This window comes from Photorhabdus viridis (genome assembly GCF_040256935.1).
Classification (GTDB): Bacteria; Pseudomonadota; Gammaproteobacteria; order Enterobacterales; family Enterobacteriaceae; genus Photorhabdus; species Photorhabdus viridis.
Genome location: NZ_JBEJZY010000015.1, coordinates 50,514 through 75,221 on the forward strand (window position 1 = coordinate 50,514; position 24,708 = coordinate 75,221).

General features: G+C 42.5%; 20 protein-coding genes. 11 read left to right on the top strand and 9 right to left on the bottom strand.

The annotated features are described in order from the left end of the window. The first annotated feature begins 122 nt into the window (after window positions 1–122). On the top strand, window positions 123–314 hold the full coding sequence (locus ABR397_RS08270) for a hypothetical protein (RefSeq protein ID WP_350305313.1): 192 nt from the start codon (window positions 123–125) through the stop codon (window positions 312–314). Then, the gene (locus ABR397_RS08275; RefSeq protein ID WP_350305314.1) at window positions 274–666 is read left to right on the top strand and encodes a DUF2335 domain-containing protein; all 393 of its coding nucleotides are present in this window, start codon (window positions 274–276) and stop codon (window positions 664–666) included. The genes ABR397_RS08270 and ABR397_RS08275 overlap by 41 nt, the downstream gene beginning before the upstream one ends. Window positions 667–1,256: 590 nt before the next feature. Here ABR397_RS08275 and guaA read toward each other — a convergent pair. Together guaA and guaB are read right to left on the bottom strand one after the other, a co-directional pair. Beyond that, window positions 1,257–2,834, bottom strand: a complete 1,578-nt coding sequence (guaA, locus tag ABR397_RS08280) for a glutamine-hydrolyzing GMP synthase (RefSeq protein ID WP_350305315.1) — start codon at window positions 2,832–2,834, stop codon at window positions 1,257–1,259. 79 nt (window positions 2,835–2,913) lie between these two features. Then, on the bottom strand, window positions 2,914–4,380 hold the full coding sequence (guaB, locus tag ABR397_RS08285) for an IMP dehydrogenase (RefSeq protein ID WP_350305316.1): 1,467 nt from the start codon (window positions 4,378–4,380) through the stop codon (window positions 2,914–2,916). 172 nt (window positions 4,381–4,552) lie between these two features. On the opposite strand from guaB, the gene xseA reads away from it, so the two are divergent. Continuing rightward, on the top strand, window positions 4,553–5,926 hold the full coding sequence (gene xseA, locus ABR397_RS08290; protein WP_350305317.1) for an exodeoxyribonuclease VII large subunit: 1,374 nt from the start codon (window positions 4,553–4,555) through the stop codon (window positions 5,924–5,926). Between the two features lie 30 nt (window positions 5,927–5,956). On the opposite strand, the gene ABR397_RS08295 is transcribed toward xseA, so the two are convergent. The 5 genes from ABR397_RS08295 to maeB all read right to left on the bottom strand — a co-directional run bounded on the left by ABR397_RS08295 (window position 5,957) and on the right by maeB (window position 14,770). Further along, the gene (locus ABR397_RS08295; protein ID WP_350305318.1) at window positions 5,957–8,233 is read right to left on the bottom strand and encodes a TonB-dependent receptor domain-containing protein; all 2,277 of its coding nucleotides are present in this window, start codon (window positions 8,231–8,233) and stop codon (window positions 5,957–5,959) included. A gap of 127 nt (window positions 8,234–8,360) precedes the next feature. Next, a complete protein-coding gene (locus ABR397_RS08300; RefSeq protein WP_350305349.1) occupies window positions 8,361–10,418 on the bottom strand; it encodes a S9 family peptidase in 2,058 nt (685 codons plus the stop codon). A 121-nt stretch (window positions 10,419–10,539) separates the two neighbouring features. Then, window positions 10,540–11,349 (bottom strand): energy transducer TonB, encoded by an 810-nt coding sequence (locus ABR397_RS08305; RefSeq protein ID WP_350305319.1) that lies wholly within the window; start codon window positions 11,347–11,349, stop codon window positions 10,540–10,542. 153 nt (window positions 11,350–11,502) lie between these two features. After that, window positions 11,503–12,378, bottom strand: coding sequence for a ChaN family lipoprotein (locus ABR397_RS08310; RefSeq protein ID WP_350305320.1), 876 nt, complete (start codon window positions 12,376–12,378; stop codon window positions 11,503–11,505). Between the two features lie 112 nt (window positions 12,379–12,490). Beyond that, entirely contained in the window at window positions 12,491–14,770 is a 2,280-nt protein-coding gene (gene maeB / locus ABR397_RS08315) for an NADP-dependent oxaloacetate-decarboxylating malate dehydrogenase (RefSeq protein WP_350305321.1), read from the bottom strand. Between the two features lie 575 nt (window positions 14,771–15,345). Between maeB and ABR397_RS08320 the strand changes: the two genes are divergently transcribed. The 5 genes from ABR397_RS08320 (at window position 15,346) to ABR397_RS08340 (ending at window position 18,546) form a co-directional block, all read left to right on the top strand. Beyond that, the gene (locus ABR397_RS08320) at window positions 15,346–15,981 is read left to right on the top strand and encodes a response regulator (RefSeq protein ID WP_015833959.1); all 636 of its coding nucleotides are present in this window, start codon (window positions 15,346–15,348) and stop codon (window positions 15,979–15,981) included. A 190-nt stretch (window positions 15,982–16,171) separates the two neighbouring features. Continuing rightward, the gene (locus tag ABR397_RS08325; RefSeq protein ID WP_350305322.1) at window positions 16,172–16,546 is read left to right on the top strand and encodes an ArsC family reductase; all 375 of its coding nucleotides are present in this window, start codon (window positions 16,172–16,174) and stop codon (window positions 16,544–16,546) included. 10 nt (window positions 16,547–16,556) lie between these two features. Beyond that, on the top strand, window positions 16,557–17,684 hold the full coding sequence (gene dapE / locus ABR397_RS08330; RefSeq protein WP_350305323.1) for a succinyl-diaminopimelate desuccinylase: 1,128 nt from the start codon (window positions 16,557–16,559) through the stop codon (window positions 17,682–17,684). Next, window positions 17,681–18,370: a M15 family metallopeptidase gene (locus ABR397_RS08335; protein ID WP_350305324.1), complete on the top strand. Its 690-nt coding sequence runs from the start codon at window positions 17,681–17,683 to the stop codon at window positions 18,368–18,370. The genes dapE and ABR397_RS08335 overlap by 4 nt, the downstream gene beginning before the upstream one ends. Further along, window positions 18,358–18,546 (top strand): YpfN family protein, encoded by a 189-nt coding sequence (locus ABR397_RS08340; RefSeq protein WP_036849379.1) that lies wholly within the window; start codon window positions 18,358–18,360, stop codon window positions 18,544–18,546. The genes ABR397_RS08335 and ABR397_RS08340 overlap by 13 nt, the downstream gene beginning before the upstream one ends. Here the strand turns inward: ABR397_RS08340 and ABR397_RS08345 are convergent. Next, window positions 18,497–20,548, bottom strand: a complete 2,052-nt coding sequence (locus ABR397_RS08345; RefSeq protein ID WP_350305350.1) for a tRNA(Met) cytidine acetyltransferase TmcA — start codon at window positions 20,546–20,548, stop codon at window positions 18,497–18,499. The two genes, ABR397_RS08340 and ABR397_RS08345, sit on opposite strands and share 50 nt — an antisense overlap. 5 nt (window positions 20,549–20,553) lie before the next feature. Continuing rightward, on the bottom strand, window positions 20,554–21,006 hold the full coding sequence (locus ABR397_RS08350) for a DUF441 domain-containing protein (RefSeq protein WP_350305325.1): 453 nt from the start codon (window positions 21,004–21,006) through the stop codon (window positions 20,554–20,556). 549 nt (window positions 21,007–21,555) lie between these two features. Here ABR397_RS08350 and ABR397_RS08355 point away from each other — a divergent pair. The 3 genes from ABR397_RS08355 to ABR397_RS08365 all read left to right on the top strand — a co-directional run bounded on the left by ABR397_RS08355 (window position 21,556) and on the right by ABR397_RS08365 (window position 24,702). Beyond that, window positions 21,556–22,620 carry a radical SAM protein gene (locus ABR397_RS08355; RefSeq protein WP_350305326.1) on the top strand — a complete coding sequence of 355 codons (1,065 nt, stop codon included), beginning with the start codon at window positions 21,556–21,558 and terminating at the stop codon, window positions 22,618–22,620. Between the two features lie 580 nt (window positions 22,621–23,200). Beyond that, the gene (locus ABR397_RS08360) at window positions 23,201–24,211 is read left to right on the top strand and encodes a hypothetical protein (protein ID WP_350305327.1); all 1,011 of its coding nucleotides are present in this window, start codon (window positions 23,201–23,203) and stop codon (window positions 24,209–24,211) included. Further along, window positions 24,208–24,702 (top strand): hypothetical protein, encoded by a 495-nt coding sequence (locus tag ABR397_RS08365; RefSeq protein WP_350305328.1) that lies wholly within the window; start codon window positions 24,208–24,210, stop codon window positions 24,700–24,702. The genes ABR397_RS08360 and ABR397_RS08365 overlap by 4 nt, the downstream gene beginning before the upstream one ends. Window positions 24,703–24,708: the final 6 nt, after the last annotated feature.

Consider the following 24,708-nt stretch of genomic DNA (forward strand, 5'->3'; position numbering starts at 1 on the left):
AAAACACAAGTTATTAATAAGTGATTTAACTAACATAAACAGCTAATAATACAGGTAATAGAATGAACATTTTCATACAATATTTTAATAAATTAAGATCTATTTCACCAAGATTCGACATTATGCCGAATACAAACTACCTTGATCTTATTCCATCAAAGAGTGATGTTGAAACTTTATCTGATGATCTGGATAAAGTCCGTGCGGATTTTGCTGTTGTATTGAAGCAGTTCAATGATGAAATTATATTATCTACAGGGAAAGAGACGATATATGACCAAGAGAATAAACAAAAAACACCCAAAAATAGATAAACAAATCTATCCAAGTGATATCAACCCATTATATTACCAGCTTCCTGATTCGGAAATATTAACTATTTATGAACGATATACAAAGGGGGCAACGGATAGATTCTTAATCTTAATCGAACAACAACAGAAGCATAGGCATGAAATGGAAAAAATTGCCTTAGAGCAGACAATAAGAAAAAGAATAAGAGGACAAAATTGTGGGTTATTACTGACTTTTGCCTCTCTATTTGTCGCTTTAATCTTAGGATTGAATGGGCATAATTGGTTAGCAGGCATTATCGGAAGCGGTACTGTAACAACGATTTTAATTATTTATGTTTTAAATAGAAATCCACCATCTTATATAAGATAAATCAATATAGGCTAGAGTAAAAAAGCTAATCTTTATATCGTCATAGGTCTTTACTCTGCCTAATATTTATAGGTGAAAATAAAACAGACACAAATACATTGCTGGTGATTATATATTGTTTAATTATTAAAGCATATCACCATAATAAAGAGCCTCTTTCGACTATCTTAATGTCTATTGGAATTTTAATGTATAAATATCAATATAATACTCTTGCAATAAAATTTTTATCATTAACTTCACTGTTCCATTAGTAAAAGAGTAACAAATGGAAAATTAATTAATGATTAAACATCTGAACATCACCTGAAGCTATAATATGACAATAGCCCGGTAGATCATAATATCATCAGATGTAATTGGAATTATTGCTTTATTTCATAGCGCGCATCGTGAAAAGAAAGCTAAATCCTATCAGATATATGCTGAACGCGGGCGCACCCCTCAACGCTCATTCAATCCAATCTAAGTTATATCCAGCGGATGGATACAATTCAAGCTCGGTAAATATCATCAATAAAAACACCAAAAAACTCTTTGGTTTTATTGGTGTTTTTAGGCTTCAGCGGATGTCTATAAACGCTGTGGGCTTATTCCCACTCAATCGTCGCAGGCGGTTTACCGCTGACGTCATACACAACTCTTGAGATTCCATTGACTTCATTGATGATCCGGTTAGAAACTCGGCCAAGGAAATCATAAGGCAAATGCGCCCAATGTGCGGTCATGAAATCGACTGTTTCTACTGCACGTAAAGAGACAACCCAGTCATATTTACGTCCATCCCCCATAACACCCACAGAACGAACAGGCAGGAATACAGTAAATGCCTGGCTTACTTTATTGTACAAATCAGCTTTGTGCAGTTCTTCAATAAAGATAGCATCCGCACGACGCAGCAGGTCACAGTACTCTTTCTTCACTTCACCCAAGACACGAACACCCAGTCCAGGACCTGGGAATGGATGGCGATTCAGCATGTCATAAGGTAATCCCAGCTCCAGGCCAATCTTGCGAACTTCATCTTTGAACAACTCTTTCAGCGGTTCCACCAGACCCAGTTTCATCTCTTCCGGCAAACCACCTACGTTATGGTGAGATTTGATGACGTGTGCTTTACCTGTCGCAGAGGCAGCTGATTCAATAACATCCGGGTAAATAGTGCCTTGCGCCAACCATTTAACCTGAGTCTGTTTACTTGCCTCTTGATCAAACACTTCAATAAACACACGGCCAATGGTTTTGCGTTTTTCTTCCGGATCATTGATGCCAGACAATGCAGTAAGGAAGCGATCTTCTGCGGGAACATGGACGATATTCAGCCCAAATTTACCAGCAAACATTTCCATTACCTGATCGGCTTCATTCAAACGCAGTAAACCGTTATCGACAAATACACAGGTCAGGCGTTTGCCAATTGCGCGATGCAGTAATAACGCAGTGACAGAGGAATCAACACCACCGGACAACCCCAAAATAACGTGATCGTCACCAATCTGTTCACGCAGACTTACAACCGCATCTTCAATAATCGAAGCAGGAGTCCACAAAGCTGCACATTGGCAAATATCCAATACAAAACGTTCCAGTATGCGTTGCCCTTGATGGGTATGGGTGACCTCCGGATGGAACTGTACACCATAAAAACGTTTTTCTTCATTCGCTATAATGGCAAACGGGCAGGTATCAGTGCTGGCAATGGTGATAAAATCCTCAGGGATTGCAGTGACTTTATCACCATGACTCATCCATACATCCAGTAACGGTTTACCCTGCTCATTCAACGAATCCTGGATACCACGAAGCAATGCACTTTCCGCTTTAATTTCAACCTGAGCATAACCAAATTCACGTTCAGTAGAACTTTCTACCTTGCCACCGCGTTGCATCGACATAGTTTGCATGCCATAGCAGACACCCAGTACAGGAATATCGGCGTTAAAAACATATTCAGGCGCACGTGGACTTTCCTGCTCTGTAGTACTCTCCGGTCCACCGGAAAGAATAATACCGCTTGGGTTGAATTCACGGATTTGTTCTTCCGTTACATCCCATGCCCAAAGTTCACAGTAAACCCCGATTTCACGGATACGGCGAGCAATCAACTGAGTATATTGCGAACCAAAATCAAGGATAAGAATACGGTGCTGATGGATATTTATTGTCATGTGCGGCGAATTCCAAAAAACAAGTAAATAAGAAATAAAGAAGTTAGGTGGCTCCTACAGGAGCCACAATAAATATGAATTACAGACCTAACCGGTAGTTTGGAGACTCTTTGGTAATGGTTACATCGTGAACGTGGCTTTCCTGAATACCCGCACCACTAATACGAACAAATTCAGCTTTGGTTCTCAATTCATCAATAGTTGCGCAGCCAGTCAGCCCCATACAGGAACGCAGGCCTCCCATTTGCTGATGGATAATATTTTTCAGCAATCCCTTATAGGCAACTCGGCCTTCAATGCCTTCCGGTACCAGTTTATCTGCGGCATTGTCAGTTTGGAAATAGCGATCGGAAGAACCTTTAGACATCGCGCCCAGAGAACCCATTCCACGATAAGATTTAAATGAACGCCCTTGGAACAGTTCAATTTCTCCTGGGGATTCTTCCGTTCCTGCCAACATGGAACCGACCATGACACAGGAAGCCCCTGCGGCAATTGCTTTAGCGATATCACCGGAGAAACGAATACCACCATCCGCAATAATCGGGATCCCTGTGCCTTCCAGCGCCTCAACCGCATCAGAAATAGCGGTAATTTGCGGCACACCGACACCTGTCACAATACGGGTAGTACAGATAGAACCAGGACCAATACCGACTTTAACCGCATTGACACCAGCTTCTACCAACGCTTTTGCACCTTCTCCCGTCGCCACGTTACCGCCAATAATCTGTAGATTCGGATATTTAGCGCGGGTTTCACGAATACGCTGCAATACACCTTCAGAATGACCGTGTGATGAATCAATCAGCAGAACATCAATACCGGCGGCAACCAACGCATCAACGCGTTCTTCATTACCAGCACCTGCGCCAACCGCGGCCCCAACGCGTAAACGTCCATGCCCATCCTTACAGGCATTAGGTTTACGTTCCGCTTTCTGAAAATCCTTAACCGTGATCATGCCAAGCAGATGAAAGTCTTCATCAACCACCAGCGCTTTTTCAACCCGTTTTTCGTGCATTTTCTGCAACACAACATCACGGGCTTCGCCTTCTTTTACCGTTACCAGACGCTCTTTAGGCGTCATTACCGCAGTAACCGGCTGATCCAGATCGGTAACGAAACGTACGTCACGACCCGTAATAATACCAACCAACTCATTTCCTTCGGTCACAACAGGATAGCCAGCAAAACCATTACGCTCTGTCAGTGCCTGAACTTCACGCAGCGTGGTTTTAGGGGCCACCGTGACGGGATTTGTCACAACACCGCTCTCATGTTTTTTCACCCGGCTAACTTCTTCCGCCTGGCGCTCAATAGACATATTTTTATGAATAAAACCAATTCCGCCTTCCTGAGCCAGCGCGATAGCCAGGCCGGATTCAGTCACGGTATCCATAGCCGCAGACAGCATAGGAACATTCAGACGAATAGTGGAAGTCAGTCGAGTAGACAGATCAGCAGTGTTAGGCAGAACAGAAGAGTGGGCAGGAATTAACAAAACATCATCAAAGGTTAAAGCTTCTTTTTTAATTCGTAACATAAGCAATATCTCACCAGGCTGCGGGCAATTTAAGGGATAAAATATTGCCGCGGCATTATACAGAACGTAATCGGTTGCCTCCAGCATTTTGTGAAAAAATTTCTTGCTTACTTTATAACGAACGTTAGTATCGGTGAATTAAGCCCTTGTTTTGGAATTTGATCTGGCTCAAATGTCACTACCTTCTAATACTGGAATTTTTTCTATCAGCCGCCTCAATCAGACGGTCCGTCAACTGCTCGAAATGGAAATGGGCAGAATTTGGGTGAGTGCTGAAATATCGAATTTTTCTCAACCCTCCTCCGGCCACTGGTATTTCACACTGAAAGATGAACGCGCTCAGGTGCGGGCCGCAATGTTTCGCAGTAGTAATCAACGGGCGACATTCAAACCACAAAACGGTCAGCAGGTTTTAGTTCGCGCGGCAATTACGCTTTATGAACCCAGGGGGGACTATCAGCTTATTGTTGAAAGTATGCAACCCGCCGGTGATGGGCTGTTACAGCAACAGTTTGAATTATTGAAACAGAAACTCAATGACGAAGGATTATTTGATCAGAGTCATAAGAAACCCCTTCCCTCTCCTGCTCAACAGCTTGGGGTGATTACATCAGCCAGTGGCGCCGCCCTGCATGATATGCTGAATATTTTGCAACGCCGTGATCCATCATTGCCAATCGTCATTTATCCAACAGCCGTTCAAGGAACCGAAGCGCCGCTACAGATTATTCAGGCAATTGAATTAGCTAATGCAAGGCAAGAATGTGATGTATTGATCGTCGGCCGCGGTGGTGGCTCGTTGGAAGATTTATGGAGTTTCAATGATGAACGCGTCGCCAGAGCGATTTTTCACAGTGATATTCCGATAGTCAGTGCAGTCGGCCATGAAACGGATGTTACCATTGCTGATTTCGTGGCAGATTTGCGGGCCCCGACACCATCAGCAGCCGCTGAATTAGTCAGCCGTAATCAGCTCGAATTGTTACGTCAAATCCAGTCGCAACAGCAGCGATTGGAAATGGCAATGGATTACTTTTTTGCCCAAAAACAACAGATTTTTAGCCTGTTATCTCATCGTTTACAACAACAGCACCCTCATTTACGGCTAGCTCGTCAGCAAAACTTACTGGTCAGTTTACGCCAGCGACTCACTGACAGCTTGCAACGACATCTGCGACAAAGCGATCTGGCTTATGAGAAATTGCAACAACGGCTCTGGTATTCAAAACCCAGTCAGCAGATCCGCCAGTATAGCCAACAGATTCAGCAACAAGATTTTCGGCTAAAACAAGCGATCGAACGACAAATCAGCCGTTCCAGAGAAAAATTTGCTGTTTCCTGCTCACGAATGGAAGCCGTCAGCCCACTGGCAACACTGGCCCGTGGTTACAGCATCAGCGAAGTCCCTGATGGAAAATTACTGAAACAAACCAAACAAGTGCACGTTGGTGATACTCTGAAAACCCGGTTACAAGATGGCTGGATTGAGAGTGAAGTGATTAAAATTAAGAAAGAACGTAAAAAACGACCAGCGAGTCAGAAATAGTGGCATTCCTTGCCACTTATTTTTCCTATATTAAAAACGGATTTCTGCGCCTGCAATATAAGTACGCCCTCTGGCTGTTTGCATAGACGAAGTTTGTTCAATCATTAATGGCGACGAATTTGCGCGATTAAGTGCTTCAGAATAATTTTTATTTGCCAAGTTCTGTACTGAAAATTTCAACAGCACATTTTTATTTATCTGATAATCACTATAAAGATCGACTATTGTTGGAATTTTAGGTTCCTTTTGCAATATAACCCGCCCGTCGTCATCAACATTATATTGATCTGGGTCCAGCCTATGAGAATCACCCGTATATTTAACAATCGCACCAACACGGACTTTCTCATCAAATAAACGGACACCGGTATCCAGAATCATAAAACTGTCAGGCAATTGTGACACGGGATCGGCACCAAAATGCGCTGTAGCGGCGGAAGTTGGCTGGCGCGTTTTTTGCCAGCTATAAGCCAATTTGCTATAAAATATACCCGCATCATAATCAGCAGAAATTTCATACCCGCTTATTTTTACTGGTGTCAGACTATTATGATAGATATACATTTTGATGTTAGGATCGACTGTATCGTAATCTACTGAACTATCAGCTCTACATGTTTTCCTATTGCCACAGATAAGCCAGATTTCACTGAGAATATAATCTTTTATTTTAGATTGATACCAGGAAGCCTTCAGGCGGAAGGTATCTCCTTTTACAATCAAGTCTGGACGGAAACTGTTAAAGCCAATTTGATAGGTGTCTGATGTCTCTCCTTTCAAAAATGGGTTCATGGATCCACCACCTTCATTACTATAGAAAATTTCCTGAATATTTGGCGCTCTCATTGAACGGGCATAACTGACGAATGGCTGAAATTCAGGAATAATTTCTGCTGATAGTAAAACACCTGGATTAAATCCACGTTGTTTCAAATCCAATTCAGTTTCCCACTGAGGGAAACAAGGGATCCGCAGATCACAAGCCGGTTTATGACCTTTGACACTGTAGTCCATATAATTAAACGAAATGTCTGCCCGATAAATTCCACGACTAATTTTCAGCCCACCATAAATACTGGCAATATCTTGTTTACCACTTGGTGCAAAAACATTATTTTCTTTTACCTCACTATCCGTTTTTTCATATTTTTTCCTTTCTTCTGCATCTTGACCTTTGCCAGAATAGACACTATTCGTTGTCCTGCTATATTCGGTTTTCATCAACTTACTGCCGAATGTCAGTTCAAAATCTGTATCACCATAGCCGAAACGGCTGATATTACTGATATCTATTGCATCTGATCTATTTTTAGCATTGCTATTCAGCAGCTTATAAAGTGAATCACCTTCGTAGCGTTGAGTCCCCTCACTGGTGCTGGCCAGTAATTTTATATCAATCCATTCGCTGAATGGTGCGTAATTGTATTTTAGGTAAACATCCCGGCTATCAATATGACGACGGGTAAATTTATTATGATAATTCCGTCCACTGAGCTCCATATCATGAAAGTCGCTCGGTTTAATATTTATTTTAATTAATTGCGAATTAGGTTTTTGCTTAAATGATTCATTTGTAGCAAACTCATCGCTTAATACTCCGTCGCCATTCTTATAATGCGCATCAATTGAATGTCCGCTGACAGCCAGCATAGCGCCTATTGAACCTTCAGAATTGAACGCCGAGGTTTTACCTGCAACCGCTATCATGCCATTATGACCAATACCATTATTACCATAATTTACTTTTGTGCGTATTCCCAACGAATTCCCCGCGAATATCACATCATCTACGCCAATTGTACGGAAATTAGCGCTACCCACTAATGCATTAACGCTATCTGAACCATCAGATTGACCACGGTTGACATCGATTCCCACGATAAAATTAGGATCAATTATTGCACCAAATTGGCTATAAGTAGTACCGTGGGCTGGACTGGTCGGAGATGTACCATAAAAACTCTGGCTAACACCATCAACCATCATATTAACTCGCCCAAAGCCACTTAGTCCGCGAATATTCACACTCACCGTTCCCTGCCCCGGATCTATTTGAGTATAAGTTCCTGGCATACTGCGCAATATACTATCTACTGACTGAAGTTTAGTATCTTCACCTTTAGAACTATAAGAGCCGGGTTTTTCCATTGCCCGTACTTCAGCATTATCCTGTGAACCCGAAACCTTAAGACTACTGAATTTCAGCACCTTATCTGATTTCCCCTCTTGCTTTTCCTCACCATACGCAAGCCCTTGAAGTCCAATAAAAACAACCCCGATCCTTGCTATTTTTGTCATTATTTTCATTTCAATCATCCAAAATGCATACAAATAAATATTTGTTTACATGCCCATTTTCAAAAAAAATAGAAATAATTAGCACTGATAAATAATTATCAGCGCTTTTAATAAAAACTTATATTTATAATTTCTTTCAGTTATCTTTTAATTGTGGGAAATACTTCTTAGCATCATCCAGCATCAAAATAAAACTGTAATCCAGTGCAGTGTCTTTCAGTCGGTTAAAACGGCCTGATTTACCACCATGCCCGGCACTCATATTAGTTTCCAATAATAAAATAGAGTCACCTTTTTTCATATCCCGTAATTTTGCTACCCATTTAGTCGGTTCCCAATATTGAACCTGTGAATCATGAAATCCACTCGTGACTAATAAGTTTGGATAGCGCTGATGCTTTATATTGTCATACGGGCTATATGATTTAATTCGAAGATAATCTTCTTTATTTTCCGGATTACCCCACTCTTCATATTCTCCGACTGTCAATGGAATAGAGGAGTCGAGCATAGTTGTAACCGCATCAACAAATGGCACCTGAGCAACCACGCCACGATATAATTCCGGAGCCTGATTAATCACCGTCCCCATCAGCAAACCACCGGCACTGCCTCCCATAGCATAAACCCGTTTGCTATCGCCATATTTCTGAGCAATCAGTGCCTTGGTCACATCAATAAAGTCAGTAAAACTATTCATTTTATTTTCGACTTTACCTTGCAGGTACCATTTTTTACCCAATTCACCGCCGCCACGCACATGTACCAGCGCGTAAACAAAGCCCCGATCTAATAAACTCAATCGTGGTGAACTGAATGAAGGATCCATACTGATACCATAAGCCCCATAACCATATATCAGGATCGGGTTCTGGCCTTTTTTGAACAGTGACTTACGATAAACCAAAGAAACAGGAACCTCCACGCCATCACGGGCTTTCACCCAAATACGCTGACTCTCATAATGATGTTTATCAAAGCCTTTGACTTCCTGCTGTTTAAGTAATTCCCGCTCACCAGTTTTCATATTCCACTGGAATGTCGAGCTTGGTGTTGTCATGGATGAATAACCATAACGCATAACATCAGTATCAGGTTCAGGGTTGTAATCAATCCATGCCATATAACTTGGATCATCAAACTTAATCTGTTTTTCCTGATCAGTTTCCCAATTAATCTGACGAATTGTCGGCAATCCTTTCGTTCGCTCCTGAACGACCAACCAGTTATTAAACAGTGCAAAATCTTCAAGATCCGTCTCCTGTTGCGGAGCAATCACTGTTTTCCACGGCGTATTTATGGCACTAGTTTGATAAAGCCCATAAGTTTCGCTTTCATGATTTGAGCGAATGTAAAAATGGTCACGGAAATGGTCAATATAATACTCCCGTCCTTCCTGACGAGGAGAAAATACCTGAAGTTCAGCCTGTGGCTTATTCGCATCAATCAGCAAATATTCAGAAGTCGAATTACTGACTATCGACAACATAATATAATCACGGGAGGAACTTTTAGCTATGCCTAAATAAAAACGCTCATCTTCTTCCTGATATATTTTCTGGTCTTCAGTGGTATTTGTACCATATTGGTGACGAAATACTTGGTATGGCAATAAAGTCTGTGAATGCTTGCGCACATAAAACAGTGTATTGCTATCATTTGCCCAAACAATGTCGCCGGAAGTATTTTTTATTACGTCATTACTCCACTGGCTATCAGCGATGTCTTTAAAAGAGATCTGATAATTACGGCGCCCCTGAGTATCTTCAGCAATTGCAATGCGTTTATTATCCAGAGAAATAGCAAAATTACTCAGTTGATAATATTCCTGACCTTTAGCTCTTTCATTACCATCCACCAGAACCTGCCAGTCTGATGAATCATCAACAGGTTTACGCTGATAAATCGGGAAATCTTTTCCAGCTTCATAGACGGTACGATAAATATACCCGTTATAAGTATAGGGTACAGACTGATCATCCTGTTTCATCCTGCCGACCATTTCTTCATATAATGTATCCCGCAATTGCTCTCCGGGTTTCAGCATCTGTTCGGTGTATTTATTTTCGGCTGTCAGATAATCAATGATTTTTTGATCCTTGCGATTATCATCCCGCATCCAGTAATAATCATCTGTACGGGTATCACCGTGAATCGTCATCTGATGTGGTTGTTTCATGGTCTTTGGTGGCATAATTTCTCCCTCTGCGGCGGCGGAGTTCAACCAGCCGCTCAATAAAAACGTTAATAACAGCCCTTTAGTTCCCAGGGCAAACCGCTCTTGCTGCTTTAACATATCTGCTGTCCTTAAGTCGCTAAAAGATTCGATTAGTTAAATTAAAATCAATCGGCAGTTCTATCGTAATTTCACTGCCTTTTAAAACGCTATCAGGAGGAATCGGTAATGGCTGCGCTCTCGCCAGAACTTGCCTCGCTTCCCTGTCCAGAGAATGGGTACCTGAACGACGGACTAAATCGCTGTTAGTTACATAACCCTGTTTATTAATGGTGAATCTGACTGTAGGCCGGCCAGTGCGGTTTCTTCTCTCTGCATCCTCGGGGTAACGTTTATAACGATTCAAATGCCCGATAACCTCAGCCCGCCATAAAGCATCCGCATCAACGACAGTATTTGAATCACTGTCATATGGGGCCGCGACCCGCGAAGTCAAATTAGCCGACGTAGCAGTACTGCTTACCCTCGCAGCACTATTCTGAGACTTTTCACTCTCTTCCTCTGCCTGCTGTCGCTTCACTTGCGATGTTTTCTTCTGCTCTTCCGGGTTCTTTTTCTGTTTTTTAGGCTTATGCACCAGTATTTGAGCCTGCTCATTTTTAATCAGCTCAGGTGCTTTCATCTCATTAACCGCACTTTCCTGCTGCCGGCTGGCAACAGAAAGTTGCTGTTCAATACCAATAGATTGTTTCTGTATTTGATGTGTTGCTTCTGTCAGCAATGAAAATTCCATCATCACTGCCGGAGGGGGCATCAGTTCACCAGGGATCTCTTCTGGCTGATAGATAATCCACATAACCCAAATGAGGTGAGCAGCAATAGCAACAGTAAAAGCAAGTCCTTTTTTAACAGGATTTGTTTGAAAGATGGGGTTTGTCAGCGTCAACATGGATTACAGTGCATAATTTTAATTATCATTTAGTAATGATAATTAATTTCATATGCTAATGAAAATTGTTTTTATATATATCGTTAACTTGCGCACATCCATGTGCCAAGGCCCTTTAACTACCGGAAAGAAACCATCATTTACTTAAAATATCTATGGTTTTTTTGCTGGTGTATACCAGATATAGTCTGCATGTTGACTGTCCAATACATTGCCTTTTTCAGCCATAATCAACACCACCAGATCTTCTAGTGGCGACAGATCCTTAATATGTAAAGGAACACCCATTATTTTCGTTGCATGGTATGCACCCGCAATCAATGTGGCAGGCGCCGGGGCTTTAAGTAGCTGCTCTGCCATTCGGCGATCCCGCATCTGCTGAATAGTCGTCATAACAGATAATTGTTGTGCTGTTATTTCACCGCCGTGAGCATCTTTAATCGTCGCTTCAATCCGCGATTTTACATTTTTAGAGACGGAAATATCTCCCTGGAGAACCGGCGGGTTACAGCAAACAGCTTTAACTTCACTGCGATTCAGGTTTGCAAACAGTAATGGATAAGGTTGTTGCATAAGCTCCATGACCAACCCGCCATACAACTGCCACGGCCAGCCATCGCGCCATGCCAACAACTCTTTTATACGGCTTTCACGCACGCTAGGTTTAGTTTGCAACCAACTTTTAACTTTATTCACTTTTTCCTGCTGGTCAGGGTTAATCATTTCCAGCAAAACCGCACCATGTTCTCTTTTAAAACGAAGTTGCTGAACCAGCCAAAGCTCAATCTGATGATGGTATGGATTATCGTGTTTTTCACCCACAATGATCCGCTGATGTGATGCCAATTGATTAATCAATTCATCAGGAGTAAGAGCGTTGCCTGTTTTGAGATCGACAATCAGCCCTTGCTGGGTCAGTTCGGGTGAAAGCACTTGAGGTATGGACTTTTGTTGTACCGATGCACACCCGGATAAGATGAGTAAGCCACAGATAATCAGAAAAGATTTTACAGTAGAGATAAATGTCATAACGTCCGTTATCCATATAATATTTTTCCGCATCATATAGATAATAAGAATTATTTACAATAAACGGCCCCGGTTCCCTCCAGGCAACCGGGGCCGTTTTAACCCATGAGTATTACAATGGATGAGTCTGCGCTTCAACAGCTGCCAAAGCGACCATATTGACGATACGACGTACAGAAGCAATTGGCGTCAGAATGTGTACCGGTTTTGCCACGCCCATTAGCACCGGGCCAACAGTAACGCCTTCAGAACTGGTTACGCGCAGCAGGTTATAACTGATACGGGCAGCTTCCATATTAGGCATAATTAACAGATTCGCCGCCCCCTTCAGTGGGCTATCCGGCATAATGTCACGGCGGATACTTTCAACCAACGCGGCATCACCATGCATTTCACCATCAATTTCAAGTGAAGGTGACATTTCATTGACCAATTCCAGCGTCCGGCGCATTTTCTGGGCAGAGAGGCAATCCGCAGAACCAAAACTTGAATGAGAAAGCAACGCAACTTTTGGTTCAATACCAAAACGACGAACACTTTCTGCGGCCATGAGGGTAATCTCAGCCAGTTGTTCAGGTGTTGGATTATTATTGACATAGGTATCAGCGATAAAAGTATTACCACTTGGCAAGAGTAATGCGTTCATAGCACCAGCAGTATGAACCCCTTCACGGAAACCAAAGACATTTTTCACCACATCATAATGTTCACTGTAACTGCCTACGGTGCCGCAAATCAGGCCATCAGCCTCCCCACGCAGCACCATAATCGCCCCAATCAAGGTTGGATTACCAATGACCGCACGGCGCGCCTGTTCCGCAGAAACGCCACGACGTTTCATAATCTGGTAATATTCTTGCCAGTATTTTTTGAAGCGCGGATCGTTCTCATTATTGACGACCTCAAAATCTTTACCCGCTTCAATATGCAGCCCCAGTTTCTGGATACGCTTTTCGATAACACTTGGGCGGCCAATCAGGATCGGATAAGCCAATCCAAGAGAGATCAGCTCTTGCGTTGCATGCAATACACGCACTTCTTCCCCTTCGGCCAAAACAATCCGTTTTTCCGCTTTTTTGGCCTGAGAAAAAATAGGTTTCATAAACAAATTTGTTTTATAGACAAACTCATTCAGTTTCTCTATATACACGCTAAAATCTTCAATTGGGCGGGTTGCCACGCCGGAATCCATTGCGGCTTTAGCCACTGCCGGAGCGATTTTAACAATCAGGCGTGGATCAAATGGCTTGGGAATAATATATTCCGGGCCAAAAAACAGATCCTGATCATTATAAGCAGAAGCCACTTCTTCACTCTGCTCTGCCATCGCCAAATCAGCAATAGCGTGAACACAAGCCAGTTTCATCTCTTCATTGATGGTTGTCGCACCAACATCCAGCGCGCCACGGAAAATGAATGGGAAACAGAGAACATTATTAACCTGATTCGGATAATCAGAACGACCGGTACAAATGATGGCATCAGGGCGAACTTGTTTAGCCAATGGCGGCAGAATTTCTGGCTCAGGGTTTGCCAGCGCCATGATGAGGGGATCTTTCGCCATGGTTTTCACCATGTCCTGAGTCAATACGCCCGGCCCGGAGCATCCGAGGAAAATATCCGCGCCAGGAATAACATCACCTAATGTACGGCTGCCATTGTCTTCAATCGCATAGGCTGCTTTGGTTTCTTCCATATTTTCATCGCGACCACGATAAATAACCCCTTTAGAGTCACATACCACGATATTTTCACGTTTCAATCCAAGCGCAACCAGCAAGTTCATACAGGCAATTGATGCAGCGCCTGCGCCAGAAACCACCAGACGAACTTCTGAAATCTCTTTTTTCATAATCCGCAAACCATTCAGAACAGCCGCGGTACAAATAATCGCGGTGCCATGCTGGTCATCATGGAATACCGGAATGTTCATTTTTTCCCGGAGTTTTTTCTCAATATAAAAACATTCCGGGGCTTTGATATCTTCGAGGTTAATTCCCCCAAAAGTCGGTTCCAACGCCGCAATAATATCAATTAATTTATCAGGATCAGACTCATCAACTTCGATATCAAATACATCAATACCTGAGAACTTTTTAAACAGTACGCCTTTTCCTTCCATCACTGGCTTACCTGCCAGCGCACCAATATTCCCCAACCCTAAGACCGCAGTACCATTAGAAATCACAGCGACAAGATTGCCACGCGCAGTATATTTGTAAGCTGCTAATGGATCTTCTGCAATTTCCAGACAAGGCGCAGCAACGCCCGGTGAATAAGCTAAGGCCAAATCCCGCTGAGTTGTCAGAGGTTTAGTTGGAGTAATCGTGATTTTCCCTGGTTGTGGAAACTGGTGAAAATCCAATGCACTCTGTTTTAATTTTTCATCCATCGTCGGATCCTTTATATACATTATCTGGAGTAAGAGCAGGACCAGTATAATGGGTACTGTGTGCTAAATCATAACATTGACAGCATTTTACCCATAAATTAGCACTTTTTTGCTCATAAAAAATACGACAAAATTTACCCATCAATACCACCGACTAAGTATGGGAACATCAATAAATAAACATTATAATTTATATAATATTATTTGAGTTATAATAACCATGATAATTATAACCAATAAAAACTCTCAATATAAATTCAATTAAAATAAATTTTATAAAAGAAAACAAATCTAATAATTAGATTTATAACAAATTGATTTTTAATATTATTTTTCACACCGTTGTTATATGTTTTTGGTGAGAATTACTCATCTTCTTTTTTTACTTATCAAACTAATTTGCGCTATTTATATTTTTATATCAGGATGTGCCTTCTGGACTTACAGAGCTATCAATTCTGTAAATCAATCGGTTTTGAGAAAATTTTTTTATAGTAATTTAATTTAGGGCAGACCCATTCATTACTGCCTTTAATCGTGCATTTCGTGGCTTTAATCTTTTAGGGAGAAGGAAAATGTATAACCATTCAGTGATGATAGTTGATGACCACCCTCTCATTCGCCATGGCTTAAAACAGATTGTAGAGCTCGATCGAGCGCTTACCGTAACAGCAGAAGCTGACAATGGTGAAGAAGCAATAAACATTGCATGCAAACTGAAACCTGATGTCATTATGATAGATCTCAATATGAATGGTCTTTCTGGCGTGGATACGATTAAATCTATTCGTAGAAAAGGGATCAACTCTTATGTCCTGGTATTATCTGTTTCAGATGACCGGAATGATGTTTACGCAGCCATTGACGCAGGCGCCAATGGCTATTTACTGAAAGACAGTGACCTAGATTCGCTATTAAGCAGTATTCGTCACGCAGCCCGCGGGCAAACTGTCTTTAGTGAAAAAATATATCAACATCTGGCCAATCGCCATAAACATGTTGATCCTTTATCTGAATTGACCAAGCGTGAATTAGATGTCTTAAAAGAAGTTTCCAGTGGCATGACCAATAAAGAAGTCGCTGATGTCCTCTTTATTTCTGAAGAGACGGTGAAAGTACACATCAGAAACTTGTTAAAAAAACTAAACGTACGTTCCCGCCTAGCTGCAACAATTATGTATCTGCAACATAGGAAAAATGGTATAGCTTAATGTTTTTCCTGAGCCGCCCTCTTTGGTTTATTGCCGGGGGCCGGCTCTTATCGCTACGATAACCAGCCGATAAGATTGCATTCCCCTTCTTGATATCTCAGATAATAAAAATCAGGATATCATCTGGAAAAAACAGGTATTTTCCAGCATTATGTTTAGGTGTTTAAATTTTTTTAAGGACCTCTTAATTATGTCGGATAAATCTTCTCAGCCTGTTTTTACTCTCTACGGGATCAAGAATTGTGACACCATAAAAAAAGCCCGTCGTTGGCTGGAAGAACAGGAAATCCCCTACCTGTTTCATGATTATCGTGTTGACGGATTAAACACCGCGCTTTTGCAGTCATTTATTGACAAACTTGGCTGGGAACCATTAATTAATACCCGTGGTACAACCTGGCGTAAATTGAGCGATCAACAACGCGCGACAATCAATAATGCTGAAGCAGCAAAAGCGTTGATGCTGGAACAACCGGCTATTATCAAACGTCCACTGTTAATTTCTGCAAAAGGCGACTGCCTGCTGGGTTATAAGGCAGATGAATATCAGCAATTTTTTGCTTAGGCGCTCTGAAATGACTTGTCCTGTAATTGAACTTGCACAACAACTGATAAAACTCCCCTCTGTCAGCCCGGATGATAAAGGTTGCCAGGATATTATGATCTCCCGTCTGCACGCCATTGGCTTCACCATTGAACGGATGCCTTTCGGCGACACAAACAATTTCTGGGCCTATCGCGGCACAGGCCCGACGTTAGCCTTTGCCGGACATACGGATGTTGTCCCTGCGGGCGACGAATCTCAATGGGAACAACCCCCTTTCGAGCCGACTATTCGTAATGGCATGCTATATGGCCGGGGCGCAGCAGATATGAAAGGCTCGCTGGCTGCCATGATTGTCGCAGCTGAACGCTTTGTTGCCAATTATCCCAACCACAGTGGTCGCTTGGCCTTCCTGATTACCTCTGACGAGGAAGCAAAAGCCACCCATGGCACAGTTAAAGTGGTTGAAGCTTTAATGTCCCGTAACGAACGGCTGGATTATTGTCTGATTGGCGAACCGTCCAGTCAGCACCATCTTGGCGATATGGTGAAAAATGGCCGGCGCGGTTCCTTGACGGCTAATCTGACTGTACAGGGTATTCAAGGCCACGTTGCCTATCCGCATTTGGCTGATAATCCAATCCACCGGGCCCTGCCAGCTTTACAAGAGCTGGTCAACACCCGATGGGATGAAGGAAATGAGTTTTTCCCGGCAACCAGTATGCAAATTGCCAATATTCATGCTGGAACAGGCAGTCATAACGTGATCCCGGGGAATTTGCAGGTTCAATTCAATTTCCGTTTCAGTACGGAATTGACCGATAGCCAGATCCGTGAACGGGTTGAGATTATCCTGAAAAATCACAAATTGAATTACACAATTGAATGGATATTGCCCGGCCAGCCTTTCCTAACCGCCAAAGGTGAGTTAGTCAATGCCGTCATACAGGCAATAGACCATTACTGTGGCTATAAACCTGAATTATCTACCAGTGGCGGCACATCCGATGGGCGGTTTATTGCTCAGATGGGCACTCAAATTATCGAACTGGGGCCACTCAACGCAACAATTCATAAAGTTAATGAATCCGTCAGTGCCGCAGATCTGCAACAACTCAGCCGGATTTATCAGCGCGTTATGGAGCAACTCATCCAGTGATAACCGCAAATATGTTAACTGGCCTAGCTACCGGGCACTTGATTTCTCTCTCTGGCAATCACCGATTACAACCAGAAGCAGTAAAATCTTTTCTTTCCATGCAGCAAGCAGCAGCAAATGCGGGAATTAACCTGCAACCTGCCAGCACATTCCGCGATTTCCAGCGTCAACAGGCTATCTGGAATGGCAAATTCCGCGGCGAACGCCCAGTATTGGATGAAAACAGCCAACCCATGGATATCACCCAATTAACAGAAGGTGAACGTTGTCAGGCTATTCTCCGCTGGTCTGCCCTGCCCGGCGCCAGCCGCCATCATTGGGGAACTGAACTGGATATTTATGATCCAACGATGCTGCCGGAAAACCAAAAATTACAGCTGGAACCCTGGGAATATGAAAATGGCGGTTACTTTGAACCACTGACACATTGGTTGACAGAGAATATGGCCCATTTCGGTTTTTATCGCCCTTTTGTCGGTAACCGTGATGGCGTCGCTTATGAACCGTGGCATATTAGTTACCGGCCACTATCCGGACAACTGGAAAAATTGCTGACTAAACAGATGTTACTGGATGTATGGCAACAGCATGATATCGCAGGTATTGACTGGTTATCGGCTAACTTGCCTTATATATTTGAGAACTACCTCGGTCCTGCGCAGGAGATAACCCAATGCAATGGTTAGCTGATTATTGGTGGATTATTTTAGTTTTATTGGTTGGCGTTCTTCTCAATGCAATTAAAGAATTACGTCGCCTGGACGTCAAGAAATTTCTGGATAATAAACCAGAACTTCCTCCTCACCGGGATTTTAATGACAAGTGGGATGATAAGGACGACTGGCCTCAGAAAAAGCCGTAGTCCATTCTTGCCAATGCCTAGCCAATTTCTTGTCGAGACTTGCCAACGCCTGTGCGGTTTCTTGCCGCCAGAGTAATATTAATGTCTTATACCCGCTTAATTTCAACTCAGTCACACACTGCTCAATACTCATCTCCTGCTGGAGATGATTTCTCAGTGCGGGCAACGGCAAATCACTGTTCAGTAACAATCGTTGCAAAGCCGGTAATGAAGCAGAAAATGGCCGGTGAGCAAACGCAAAACCTGCAAGCTCCTGCCAATCACTCTGATTGAGATGGTGGTCAATTTGGTAATCCACAGGCAAGCTGAACCCAATCTGTGACTCCAGCCAATATGCATCACGGGCAAGCTGTTGCTGTGCCTGAATACAAAGTGCCATTCCCTGTTGAGTCAGCGGAAAAATCGCCATTGCGGTATAACAACCGCTACTGGCTTCCAAATGGGTTCCCATACGGACCAGTTGGAAACCACATTTTTGCCATAATGCCCACAGTTCGGCGGTATAACCAAAGCTGACAGAAATAAAATCTATCCCCTGCCCTTTTGCCCTTGCCTGCTGAAACGCAATCATTCCCTGAGCAATACCCTGTCTGCGGTTGTTAGCCTGTACAGCAACCCGGCTAATCCGTTGAGATTTCAGGACTGCCGCCTGAGGTAAACCACTGTGGGCCGCTAACGATTGAGCGACCAAATTCCCTCTGGGGCGACGCCTGCCTGCCCATACTTCATGTGCCAGCTCAAGAGATAATCCACCTTCATCAATCATCCACAAAGCACCTGCAAAGGTCCTATCTCCAAGCGCTGCGACAAACTGCATTCCTTTGGCATCAAGTAAACGCCGTAAATCCAAAGGTGAAGTTTTATAATGAGCACTGGTTAATATGCTGTAAAACTGTCTCAACAATTCAGGCTGTTTAATCCATTGCTGCTGGTCATATATGTGATAACGGATCGCCTGATCAGAATTATTTACCGGGACGGCATCCTCAAACAATAAAGCGTTTTCCAACCAGTTCTCCAGAGGATCATTCTCAGCCCAACGTACAGGCGCTGTCAGATTTAAAATATGACAATTAGGAATTTCAGCACAAAATTTAAGTAAAAACCCCCGCCCTGTACCTTCATATCCCTGCACAGTTGTCGTTAATAATACCCGGGGAAAATAGCTGATCAACTCAAATAACTGAGGCGTTGGAATAGCTGCGGCTTCGTCGATAAGCAACCAATCAATATCTGACACACGGTTTTGTCTGCAATATTTCAGCAAATTATCTACTGCCCAAAATTGCCCTTTTTCAGCCGAATAGCCTCTGATGATTGCAGTCGTTGCTTTTGCCGGCGCCGTCAGCCAGCAATTATTCCCTTGCCATTGCTGCATTAACATACCTGCAAGCGTCGATTTACCGCGCCCTCTTGACGCCGTAATAACCCATACTCCCTGATTTGCCCGCAAAAGTTGCGCTAAAATAGCATGCTGGCTAGCGGTCGGATTGCCATCAGGCAATTGCCACTCGCTGTATTGTGGAAATTCAGGCAGGTGAAGAAACGTATTTTGCCGCCAGAGCAAAACTTGAGGATCATGAATAAGTCGCTGCTGAATATGCTGAATAAAGTGCGGAGTTGGGATAGCGTCTGATTGTTCATTCCAACGCATGCTATCCTTATCGGGTTGATAACGCCATTGATACCACGATGGAACCATCATTACCAACCAACTTCCGGCCTTTAATGTACCCGCTAATATTGCCAGTGCTTCCGCATTAAAACCTTCAGTCGCATCAAATATTCCGTGCAGATATTCCTGACCTAATAAACTGACCGCTTTTGCTGGCGACACTGCTTTTTCTTTACGATAAGAGATCCATAACCAATCACCGGCAAATCTCTGCTGTAACTCATTAGCCTGCTGATAACACCAATCATGATCGCCACTCAACACTAGCAATCGACGTAATCCTTGCCGCTGCATTTCCGCCTGTATCGCACTCAGTTCCGGCAACATCACGGCTACGATTTACCAATCAGCAATGACAAAATCCCGGCAGCAATCAGCGGCCCCACCGGAACACCTTTAAACAAAGCAACTCCCAATACTGTTCCCACCAATAAACCCGCAACAGTGGATGGCTGGTTAGACATTAACGAAACTCCGCGGCTGCCTAGCCAAGAGACTAATATACCTATTGCTATTGCCAGTAATGATTTCCAATTCAAAAATGAATGAAGAACCGCTTGTGCCGTAATTTTCCCACTGGCAATAGGCGCCATCACCCCCACAGTCAAAATAAGTACACCGATAGTCAGCCCATATTTTTCCACCCAAGGGAAGAATTGATTTAATGGTGTTATACGGATAACCAGCAAGAGCAACATTGCAAGAGTGACGGTCATGTTGTGGCTGATGATACCCAGTGCCGCTAACACCAGCAGCACAAGTAAAGTCGGATCAAGATGGCTCATAAACTTCAATACCCTATAACAGCCTATATCCCATCAGGCCAGGGCAATTTTTCCTTATGTCACAAAAATAACTTATATTTTCCTACTAATTCAGACAATTAACAAGTTTATAATGGGAATATTTTTTCTTTATAAAATAAACACGCTCAACAAATAGATATTTTTAATTAATTGAGTAATTAAAGGACTATTATTACCAAAAAATTGCAAAAAATAGTCTTGTATGCCATCAATAAAATCACTTTGTGAGACTAAAACAACCACAGTAATTTTCTATATAGAACTCTTTCAGCTTAAATAGCATATAATAACTCAACGATATAATCGGTTATTTCAATCCATTCCGCGATAGTCACTCACTATTTACTCTACCTCCGTTAGAAATACACTCCTATTTTGTGAGCAAGCTCTAAATATGTGTTTTTTTAACCACCAATACTTAGTCTAAACACGCAAAAATACAAATTCAACTAACCAATTCATTGCAAAATAAATTAATACTGATAATAGTAAATATCGTCTGACCTTTAATTCAACAGAGAGTAAATTATGTCATGCTTTCCTACCGGATATTGGGAACAATATCCGAATACTGCTACAGTGATCACAACATATACTTGCAATGCTGCCTGCAAAGAATGTTGTTTTGAATGTAATCCCTCGGTGAAAGCGCGTCTGAGCCTGGATGAAATTAAACAATTTATTACACATTCAAAGGCCAATTTCCCAGGGCTAAAATTAGTCGTCTTCAGTGGTGGAGAGTGTTTCCTGTTAGGTAAAGATCTGATTGAAGCCATTCGTTTCGCCTCAGATCACAGCTTATTAACTCGCTGCGTGACTAACGGCTACTGGGGAAAAAACAGAGAAAAAGCACAAAGAATCGCCCAAGATTTAACCGATGCCGGTATCACAGAAATAAACATCAGCACCGGGAAAGATCACAGTGAATGGGTACCCATCGACAGCGTAGTTGCAGCAGCAGAAGCATTAGCCGGGCAAAATATTACGACACTGATTACCGTGGAACAGGATACCGCTGATTCTGCCATTGCAACACAAATCACACAGCATCCAACCATCAAACGCCTCAAAGAACAAAATAAAATTAACTTACAACGCAACACATGGATGCCATTCTATGACACCAGTGAAGAACGAAAAGACGTTCCAAACCGGGATGAGCAACTGGCAAAAGGGTGCGATCAGGTCTTTGAAAATATCGTACTAACACCACACGGTGAAATCTCCGCCTGCTGTGGGCTGACATTAGAGCATATCCCTGAGATGAAACTGGGTCGGTTACAGGGAGGCGACTTATCCCAGCTTTTCAAGGGACAGGAAGAAGACTTTATGAAAGTATGGTTGCGAACAGAAGGACCGTACAAAATTCTACAAAAATATCGCCCGCATGATAGCAACATTAATCTGGAAAAAATCGTTCATCCCTGCCAAGCCTGCGCCCATCTGCATAAAGACGAAGGAATACGCCAGAATTTGTTAAATAACTATCATAAGGAAATTATTCCGGTGATGAAGAAATTTAATGCCAAAGAAAGGCTGGATTTGATCTGCTATTCAGCAGAAAAAAATGCCGTTAACTTAACGGAGGAGTAATAATGCAGCAACGTACATCTATTAGCATAGTGGCGAGAACAGTTGTTGGCCGTATAATATTACAGAATTGAATCCAGGCCTTAACGTCATACTAATCAATATCACCATGATCACTATTTACCGGCGTTCAGATTTTTATTAAATAAGGTAGTAATCAAGGAAAAGAAATACTTTATTCTCCTTTAGGAATATTTTCATCTGCTGTTTTGTGAGCCGACTCTAAATAAATAGATTTTGTAATAAGATATATTAAGCCTAAACGCTCAAAATAAAAATTTAATCAACTAATATATTGCAAAATGGAGCTATCCGGCTAATAGTTAGTATCGTCCACCCTTTAATAGCGCTGAGGGAGAATTATTCTGTGCTTCACCACTGAAAATCAGAAATAATATCAAAATATTGTTACAGCAATCACAATATACACTTACGGCAAATATCGTTGGTAAGAAATATGAGTTAGATAATTATTATATGAAATTATTTCAACAACGAAGATATTTAATAAGAAAAGGTTAGCACTCATCTTATATAGCACCCAGTAAAAAAAGAATTCCGTCAACTTAGAAAGGAACGAATCATGAAAAGACGTACATTTATTGGCGTAGCAGCCGGAGCAGCTATTGGCAGTGTCATCCCAACCGTTAATGCCAGTGCGGATAGCAATCGCCTCTTTGGCGTGCCACGTTCATTGCTCTCTCCAGGAGAGGTCGAAGAAAATAAGTTAAGGCTGTCAATGTCAAACGCGAAACTCCCGGTTGAAGTTTGGGAAGAGATCATCACCTATAACCGATTTTGGGAAACCATCAAACAGCAGCCCAACTTAGCGTTAGAATACAGGGAATCACCAGAAAAAGTCCTGGCTGAATTCGGCATAGATAAAAATATCGTTAGCCCCGGTTCAGCAGAGGAATTACTGTTATTCATCACTTATGATAAGGATTTAATGAATGCAGTAAAAACCAATGACTATGAAGAATTATTTTCCCGATTGAAGGCCTATGGTTTAAACGAAAGAGGTTCAAGCCTGAGGAGCCGGATCAACTATCATCTCAATCAAGACGCCAGCCTTGTTGCACATTTTAAAGAGCATATCGAATCCTACCAGCCTCAAGATACAAACAGTCCTCCCCTTATCCGATTGAAGGAAATTCTGGAACCTTTGAACAGTGAAGACGATACCAGTATTGAAATTGCCCGTCTTGTCGTAGGGGCAAACGTGGTTGCTGCGGTTAATGTGGCTGTCGGCACCCGAGTCGTCGCGGCAGTGAATGCAGCGGCGGCAGTGAATGTAGCAGCCTATTTGAGCCTGGCAGTGCAAGTAGCCGTCACTGTATGTATGGCAAATTATTTACCCAAAATCGATCACAGTGACCTTTCAGCCGGCACTGCTTCTCTGCATCTTGCCAGACTCTATAATAATCAAAAGATGGTGGACACCCTGGTCACAGAAGCTATCCGCAGGGAAATCACCGCTTGCCTGTTTGCTGCGCAAAAATGTGGTTATATCAATCTGCCGGCGACACGCGAAGAGCGCAAAGAAGTGATTCATCTTTTTACCGAATTATCTTTAGGAATGGCAGCAGCATGAGTAATATCGTGGGATTGAATCCAGACTTCAAAGTCATATTAATGAACGTCGCCATGTTCGTCCTGATCGCCCTGGTTTTTCTGCCTGTACCATACTGGCTTAATAGCAGTAACCCAAATAAACTGGCGGCAAGCATTACGACGACTCTCTTCGTGGTCATTGCCTTATTTATAGGCTATCAACTGTTATCAAATAAGGCGGTAATCAAGGAAGGAAAATTATTGATGAAGTCCGGAGTATATTCACATGAATGGGCTATTTCTTCATTGCAGCGGGAAGAAGGCGTTTCTCTGGAAGATTTTCATCGCAGTAATGGTATACATATTATCCATTACTCGTCGGGATATTACCAAAAGAAACGAAACAAATATTTCTTTCTACGCGTAAGTAAACGCCCTTTAATATGCTTTATTGCAGAAGGTAATATTGGATTATGCATAGATGAATCTGTCTTCGAAAAAATAAAGGGCGAATTACGAGATAAAATATAACGTGGA

Bases quoted from the DNA above. Each gene is read 5' to 3' on its own strand.
- ABR397_RS08270 (WP_350305313.1), top strand. From the start codon at position 123: ATGCCGAATACAAACTACCTTGATCTTATTCCATCAAAGAGTGATGTT.
- ABR397_RS08275 (WP_350305314.1), top strand. From the start codon at position 274: ATGACCAAGAGAATAAACAAAAAACACCCAAAAATAGATAAACAAATC.
- guaA (WP_350305315.1), bottom strand. From the start codon at position 2,834: ATGACAATAAATATCCATCAGCACCGTATTCTTATCCTTGATTTTGGT.
- guaB (WP_350305316.1), bottom strand. From the start codon at position 4,380: ATGTTACGAATTAAAAAAGAAGCTTTAACCTTTGATGATGTTTTGTTA.
- xseA (WP_350305317.1), top strand. From the start codon at position 4,553: ATGTCACTACCTTCTAATACTGGAATTTTTTCTATCAGCCGCCTCAAT.
- ABR397_RS08295 (WP_350305318.1), bottom strand. From the start codon at position 8,233: ATGAAAATAATGACAAAAATAGCAAGGATCGGGGTTGTTTTTATTGGA.
- ABR397_RS08300 (WP_350305349.1), bottom strand. From the start codon at position 10,418: ATGCCACCAAAGACCATGAAACAACCACATCAGATGACGATTCACGGT.
- ABR397_RS08305 (WP_350305319.1), bottom strand. From the start codon at position 11,349: ATGTTGACGCTGACAAACCCCATCTTTCAAACAAATCCTGTTAAAAAA.
- ABR397_RS08310 (WP_350305320.1), bottom strand. From the start codon at position 12,378: ATGACATTTATCTCTACTGTAAAATCTTTTCTGATTATCTGTGGCTTA.
- maeB (WP_350305321.1), bottom strand. From the start codon at position 14,770: ATGGATGAAAAATTAAAACAGAGTGCATTGGATTTTCACCAGTTTCCA.
- ABR397_RS08320 (WP_015833959.1), top strand. From the start codon at position 15,346: ATGTATAACCATTCAGTGATGATAGTTGATGACCACCCTCTCATTCGC.
- ABR397_RS08325 (WP_350305322.1), top strand. From the start codon at position 16,172: ATGTCGGATAAATCTTCTCAGCCTGTTTTTACTCTCTACGGGATCAAG.
- dapE (WP_350305323.1), top strand. From the start codon at position 16,557: ATGACTTGTCCTGTAATTGAACTTGCACAACAACTGATAAAACTCCCC.
- ABR397_RS08340 (WP_036849379.1), top strand. From the start codon at position 18,358: ATGCAATGGTTAGCTGATTATTGGTGGATTATTTTAGTTTTATTGGTT.
- ABR397_RS08345 (WP_350305350.1), bottom strand. From the start codon at position 20,548: ATGTTGCCGGAACTGAGTGCGATACAGGCGGAAATGCAGCGGCAAGGA.
- ABR397_RS08350 (WP_350305325.1), bottom strand. From the start codon at position 21,006: ATGAGCCATCTTGATCCGACTTTACTTGTGCTGCTGGTGTTAGCGGCA.
- ABR397_RS08355 (WP_350305326.1), top strand. From the start codon at position 21,556: ATGTCATGCTTTCCTACCGGATATTGGGAACAATATCCGAATACTGCT.
- ABR397_RS08360 (WP_350305327.1), top strand. From the start codon at position 23,201: ATGAAAAGACGTACATTTATTGGCGTAGCAGCCGGAGCAGCTATTGGC.
- ABR397_RS08365 (WP_350305328.1), top strand. From the start codon at position 24,208: ATGAGTAATATCGTGGGATTGAATCCAGACTTCAAAGTCATATTAATG.